The sequence below is a fragment of the Gilliamella bombi genome (assembly GCF_900103255.1).
In the GTDB taxonomy this organism is placed as follows: Bacteria; Pseudomonadota; Gammaproteobacteria; order Enterobacterales; family Orbaceae; genus Gilliamella; species Gilliamella bombi.
The window spans coordinates 85463-92164 of record NZ_FMWS01000015.1 but is presented as its reverse complement, the minus strand read 5'-3'; the positions used below and the strand labels follow the sequence as shown (position 1 = coordinate 92164).

Genomic DNA, 6702 nt, shown 5'->3' with positions numbered 1-6702 from the left:
AAAGATCAACAGCCCCTAGTAATTTGAGAAAATACTGTAATCAATAGACATAAAAACAAAATTAACACCTTATCAACAACAAGCAATATTGCGCATATATCATAGAAAATAACCATCACTGATTTGACTAGATATTTTATAGTTAGCCATCAAACCATATATAATACTAAATGATCTCGGTCTCTTGAGTCTAAATAGCATGACTACCATTGTATATAAAACATGAAACAAACAGCATAATTTTTTGTGAATTGAGTACTCAATATGAGCATTTACCTAATTTAGATTATATTTTTGTAAAAAATATTCAGGATTCTATACCGTTTGGTAATTAAGACTTCTTCAAACGCGTGCGCACACCATAATATGAATTAAAATTTCACTAAACCTGCAGTCAGATTTAGTTCATCAAATTTATAAATTATCATTCATCCATAATATTTACCCAACTTGGTATAATAGGTGTTCGACAGTAATAATTAGCTGAAGGCTGTATATCTTTATTTCTAATTTTTTGAAATTCCGGCGTTTGAGGATCATTAAATAGCTCAGGATCCCGACGACGATTCATTTTGAAAAACAAGAATTCTTCATACCAACTGTTGTGTAACCATGGTTTTGGATAACCTAAAGTGGCATAAATGCGGTTACAAATAAAAGTTAACCTCCCACCAAAAACGAAGAAAAAAAAGAACACAAAAGCAACAAAGCCAATACAGCTTGTTTTGGTAATTTCTATCACTTCTAAAGAATCCCACTCATGATTGAATAATACGCTAATGAAAATAAAACCATCGGTACATAATATTATCGATCCAACACCAATCATACAATATTTCAGCAATTGCAATGTCGAAAGACCAACTCCTTTAGGGAAAAATAAAGCATGATATTTAGGAAATCGGACGGCATAAGCTTGATATTTGTTCTTATCAATTTGTTTGACGACCATTTCGACGTAATCACCATTTTTAAAAGCGACATTTTCTAGCCTACCTTTGACTTTGACATTACCGATATAACAAACAAATGGTGTGCCTTTTAATAGCTTGGTTTGTAGTAACCCAAAAGTAAATAAACTAAGCATGAATTCATAAACAAACTTACATATAGCTGCGGTTATTAGAATAAATCCACCAATCATCTCGATAATAAATAGCCCCAAAATTGACTCAATAAAACCACAGTCTTCGGTTTTTTTATTGTGATCCTTTTCTTGATCTACTTTCAATATTTTTAAACGCCTTACTTTACCTCTTAATAAACTATACTTTCCCATTACCTTTTTACTCCGTTTAAGTAGGCTTTGCTTTTTTTAAGCTAAAACCCAAACCCTCCATAGTTAAATAACGTAATAAATATCGGCATAATCAATGTAAATAAAAAACCTTGAGCAATAGCCGCAGGCACTATGGCTATCCCACCACCTTTTTGCAGCATGGGGAGTGTAAAATCCATTGATGTTGCACCACACAGACCTAATGTGGTTAATTGGTAGCGTTTAATTAGTGTTGGGATTAAGATAATTGCGCATAATTCACGCAGAATATCATTTAAAAACGTAGCACTACCAATAACTGGACCATGGGCTTCTGTCATTAAAATACCCGATAACGAATACCAACCAAAACCCGATGACATAGCAAGACCAACTCGTGCGGGCAAATCTAAAACAAATGACGCAACAATGCCCCCCAAAAATGCACTTATCGTAACTACTAGCGTTGTAATTATGCCTATTTTATTGAGCAGAATGTGCTTAATTGAAATATTATTACTGCGCAATTGAATACCGACTAAAAACAATAAAAAAACCAATACAACTTGCGTGGTACTTTCTGAATATTGCCAAATAAATAATGGAAATAATCCGCAAATAAACCCAACAATTAATGCAATACAAACACGCAATGACTCAAAAATCATTTTAAAACGTGATTCGTAAGTTTGATCTGTTTTATATGCCTTGGTAGAAAGAAAATAATCAAAAATAATTAAAACAACAAAATTACCCCCAAATGTACAAATAAAAAGAACACCGGTATAACATAAAATCATTTGTAAATTTGTAGTTAAGTTATCTAAATGTGCAAGTTCAGATCCCATAATGAATAAAATAAGGTAAACCATCCAACTCAATGTTTGGTTAATCTTGGTCATCAAATTATCATTTTTAATCTTAATTAAATAACCAATAAACAATGGCACTAACGCAATAAGAATACCAAAATACATATTTTATTCCTTAACTATTCCTGATTTTTATTTTTAAATAATTGGATCAAACCTATGTTTTAAACATGTTACTACTAATCATTAAGTCAATGATGCTAATTTTTGCTCAATATTAAGTTGAAGCTGATCCAATAAAGCATAACGATTTCGATATTCTGAACGTTTTTTACTGGCGATTTCTTCAATGGATTTTCGATTAATTTGGTTTGGTAATATAAATAAACCATTGGCATCTTGTTTGCTATCAAGAGTTAACCAAAAATCGTCATAATCAGATAAAATGCGCTCTTGGCGGCTATTATAGCGCCAATTGTTATATATATGTGTTTTATTGCCCACAGCAACAATTTGAGTTAACTGATAATAACGAGCAACAGTTAATACAGCTTCAACTACAACACGTTTAGGGAATAGCCCATAGCAGGCTTTAGTCGCTTTTTGTACACGAGTACGCGCATCATCATGTCCTGTGCCTTGTAATCCTGCAATAAATAGCGTTGGCTTACCTTGATATTCTACGATTGAAAATGTCAAAGTGGCTAAGTCGATGCCATCACTATCATAAAAATAAAGGCTGATTTCGCCTTCTCTTGCAAATTTATTACGGGCTTGCACTGCTATTTGAATGTTTTGTTCATTTTTAACTGTTACATCCGCCAATACAAAAGGCAATTGCGGATTATAAAAGGCCTTGCTTACGCTTTCAGGTTGTTTAGCTAAAAAATCATAGTGATACGCCAAAGCGTCATAACGGGCTTTTTGACTCAAGCAAGAAGCTAAATAAGGACGCTGTAATTTGCATGGCAAATTTGTTTGGCACGAAAAATAATCGCCGAGTAATGGGTACTGCCTTAGTTTATCAAGCCATTTTAAGGTGATTGGACTTAAAAACAAGGTTCTAAAAAAAAACTTATAACGATAAGTCGGATTAAGCCATAATTCGTTTAATGGTAATTTACCAGTATAAAGCCAGTTAAAAAGTTGCCATTTACTTTTTGGCTGAGACATATTCGTAATATTATTCATAAGTAGAACTTTAAATTGAGTTAGTTATTTTATCTATTATAGGAACACTAAATTAATCAATACATATTTGATTATTAATAAGCCTTAAAAAAATCAAATGTTAAGAGTACAACACAACCTTAATCGGTGCAACTATTCCTACATTAAGTAGGTTTAAATTATTTGAAAATAAAAAACGGTGAACTAGTCACCGTTTTTTAAGCAATAACGTCTTTTATCAAAAAGAATTATTGACCTTTAACTTCTTTTAAACCGTTGAATGGTGCTTTTGAACCTAAAGCTTCTTCAATACGGATTAATTGGTTGTATTTAGCAACACGGTCCGAACGGCTCATTGAACCAGTTTTAATTTGACCAGCCGCTAAACCTACTGCTAAATCAGCAATTGTTGAATCTTCAGTTTCACCACTACGGTGAGAAATAACTGCAGTATAACCCGCATCTTTTGCCATTTTAACCGCAGCGATAGACTCAGTTAATGTACCGATTTGGTTTACTTTAACTAAGATAGAGTTAGCGATACCTTTTTCAATACCTTGTTTAAAGATTTTAGTATTAGTTACAAATAGATCATCACCCACCAATTGGATTTTGTGACCTAATGCTTTAGTTTGGTAAGCCCAACCTTCCCAATCGCTTTCATCTAAACCGTCTTCAATTGATACGATTGGATATTCATTAGTTAAACCTTCTAAGTAATGAGTAAATTCTTGAGCCGTGAATTCTTTGTTACCTTCACCTTTCAATACATACTTACCAGTTTCTTTGTTATAGAATTCAGAAGCCGCACAGTCCATCGCTAACGTGATGTCTTTACCTAAAACATAACCTGCTTTTTCTACCGCTTCTTTAATACATGCTAATGCTTCAGCATTTGAACCTAAATTAGGAGCAAAACCACCTTCATCACCAACTGCAGTATTCATACCTTTAGCGTGTAATACTTTTGCTAAGTTGTGGAATACTTCAGAACCCATGCGGATTGCTTCACGAACTGTTTTAGCACCAACAGGTTGGATCATGAATTCTTGTAAATCAATGTTGTTATCAGCGTGCTCACCACCGTTGATGATGTTCATCATTGGTAATGGCATTGAATATTGACCTGGAGTGCCGTTAAGATCAGCTATGTGCTGATAAAGAGGAACACCTTTAGCTGCTGCAGCTGCTTTAGCCGTTGCTAAAGATACAGCAAGAATTGAGTTAGCACCTAAATTAGATTTAAAATCAGTTCCATCTAAGTCAAGCATAGCTTGGTCGACAGCGGCTTGATCTAACGCATCTTTACCCACTACAGCTTTAGCAATTGGGCCGTTAACGTTTTCAACCGCTTTTAATACGCCTTTACCTAAAAAGCGAGATTTGTCACCATCACGAAGTTCTAACGCTTCACGTGAGCCAGTTGACGCACCAGATGGCACGATTGCAAGACCAACAAAACCACCTTCTAAATGAACTTCGGCTTCAACTGTTGGATTACCACGAGAGTCGATCACTTCACGACCATGTACTTTAACGATTTTTGCCATGTTATTTTCCTCTATATGACAGATATATTACAAATGTTAATTTAAAACTATTTTTATTGCTGCTCTTGATAAGCTTTGGCAGCTTTTATAAAACTACTAAATAGTGGATGTCCATCTCGTGGTGTTGATGTGAATTCTGGATGGAACTGACACGCAACAAACCATGGATGATCTGGGATTTCGATAATCTCAACCAACTTTCTATCCGTTGAAAGACCGGTGACCTTTAACCCAGCTTTAACCACTTCAGGTAATAAATTATTATTTACTTCATAACGATGTCGATGACGCTCGGTAATAGATTCGTTTTTATACATATCGTATACTAATGAATTTGGCTCTAAATGGCAAATTTGTGAACCTAAACGCATTGTGCCGCCTAAATCACTGTTTTCGTTACGCTGTACTACATTGCCCGATTCATCGCTCCATTCTGTGATTAAAGCAATGATTGGGTTTGCACAATCTTTAACAAATTCGGTTGAGTTAGCATCTTTAATACCCGCAACATTACGCGCATATTCGATCATAGCCACTTGTAAACCAAGGCAAATACCTAAGTACGGGATCTTGTTTTCACGTGCATAGCGAGCGGCCATAATTTTGCCTTCAACACCACGATAACCAAATCCACCAGGAATTAAGATAGCATCTAAACCTTCTAGTAAATCAGTACCACGTGACTCAAGATCTTCTGAATCAATATAACGGATATTCACCGTTAAACGATTTTTTAATCCACCGTGTTTTAATGCTTCATTCACTGATTTATAGGCATCGGGTAAAGCAATATATTTACCCACCATACCAATAGTCACTTCACCAACTGGGTTCGCTTCTTCATAAATGACTTGTTCCCATTGAGAAAGATCGGCCTCTTTACAATCAAGATTGAAACGTTTACAAACAAAAGTATCTAAGTTTTGTGATTTTAATAATGCCGGAATTTTATAAATAGAATCGACATCTTTAAGTGAAATCACTGCACGCTCAGGCACGTTACAAAATAGTGCAATTTTAGCTCGTTCATGAGCAGGAATAATGCGATCGGAACGGCAAATTAACACATCGGGTTGAATACCAATTGACAGCAACTCTTTTACTGAATGTTGCGTAGGTTTGGTTTTGACTTCACCTGCAGAGGCCAAATAAGGTACTAAGGTTAAGTGCATAAATAATGTGTGTTCACGACCAACATCAACCGCTAATTGACGAATCGCTTCTAAAAACGGAAGTGATTCAATATCACCAACAGTACCACCAATTTCAACAATTGCGACATCAAACCCCTTTGCGCCATCAATTACACGTGATTTAATTGCATTAGTAATATGAGGAATAACTTGAACCGTAGCCCCTAAATAATCACCACGTCGCTCTTTTCGTAATACATCAGAATAAATGCGCCCTGTAGTGAAGTTATTTTTTCGCGTCATTTTAGTGCGAATAAAACGTTCATAATGACCTAAATCAAGATCGGTTTCTGCACCATCTTCAGTCACAAACACTTCACCATGTTGAATAGGACTCATTGTGCCCGGATCGACATTAATATAGGGATCAAGTTTGAGCATGGTGACATTTAAATTGCGGGCTTCTAAGATTGCAGCAAGTGATGCTGCGGCAATGCCTTTACCAAGGGAAGAAACGACACCGCCTGTAACAAAAATATAATTCGTGACCATTAATACCAGACCATTATTAATTTATAAGAACAATGTTGTATCGATTTTTAAAGCATAAAAACCAATATAACAAATAAGAATCAGACGGGAATGCAGTATAACAGAATCTGCCTTGTCCCACAATTGAATAATTAATTTTAACTGATAAGTTGCAGGAAAATACCGAGTTGTTTACAACTCATGATTAAAATAACCTGATTGTAAATCTACAGTAGCAAATTCTAAAT

At 34.9% G+C, this 6702-nt stretch carries 5 protein-coding genes; all 5 read right to left on the bottom strand.

The features are described from left to right. Positions 1–424: 424 nt before the first annotated feature. Positions 425–1279: a hypothetical protein gene (locus B9N71_RS03755; protein WP_085164212.1), complete on the bottom strand. Its 855-nt coding sequence runs from the start codon at positions 1277–1279 to the stop codon at positions 425–427. 41 nt (positions 1280–1320) lie between these two features. Then, positions 1321–2235 carry a LysO family transporter gene (locus B9N71_RS03750; RefSeq protein WP_085164210.1) on the bottom strand — a complete coding sequence of 305 codons (915 nt, stop codon included), beginning with the start codon at positions 2233–2235 and terminating at the stop codon, positions 1321–1323. Between the two features lie 81 nt (positions 2236–2316). Further along, positions 2317–3261 carry a VirK/YbjX family protein gene (locus B9N71_RS03745; RefSeq protein ID WP_085164208.1) on the bottom strand — a complete coding sequence of 315 codons (945 nt, stop codon included), beginning with the start codon at positions 3259–3261 and terminating at the stop codon, positions 2317–2319. Between the two features lie 227 nt (positions 3262–3488). After that, positions 3489–4790, bottom strand: a complete 1302-nt coding sequence (gene eno, locus B9N71_RS03740; RefSeq protein ID WP_065589160.1) for a phosphopyruvate hydratase — start codon at positions 4788–4790, stop codon at positions 3489–3491. Positions 4791–4843: 53 nt separating this feature from the next. Next, positions 4844–6475, bottom strand: coding sequence for a glutamine hydrolyzing CTP synthase (pyrG, locus tag B9N71_RS03735; RefSeq protein WP_065589161.1), 1632 nt, complete (start codon positions 6473–6475; stop codon positions 4844–4846). Between the last annotated feature and the right edge of the window lie 227 nt (positions 6476–6702).

Bases quoted from the DNA above. Each gene is read 5' to 3' on its own strand.
- eno (WP_065589160.1), bottom strand. From the start codon at position 4,790: ATGGCAAAAATCGTTAAAGTACATGGTCGTGAAGTGATCGACTCTCGT.
- B9N71_RS03745 (WP_085164208.1), bottom strand. From the start codon at position 3,261: ATGAATAATATTACGAATATGTCTCAGCCAAAAAGTAAATGGCAACTT.
- B9N71_RS03750 (WP_085164210.1), bottom strand. From the start codon at position 2,235: ATGTATTTTGGTATTCTTATTGCGTTAGTGCCATTGTTTATTGGTTAT.
- pyrG (WP_065589161.1), bottom strand. From the start codon at position 6,475: ATGGTCACGAATTATATTTTTGTTACAGGCGGTGTCGTTTCTTCCCTT.
- B9N71_RS03755 (WP_085164212.1), bottom strand. From the start codon at position 1,279: ATGGGAAAGTATAGTTTATTAAGAGGTAAAGTAAGGCGTTTAAAAATA.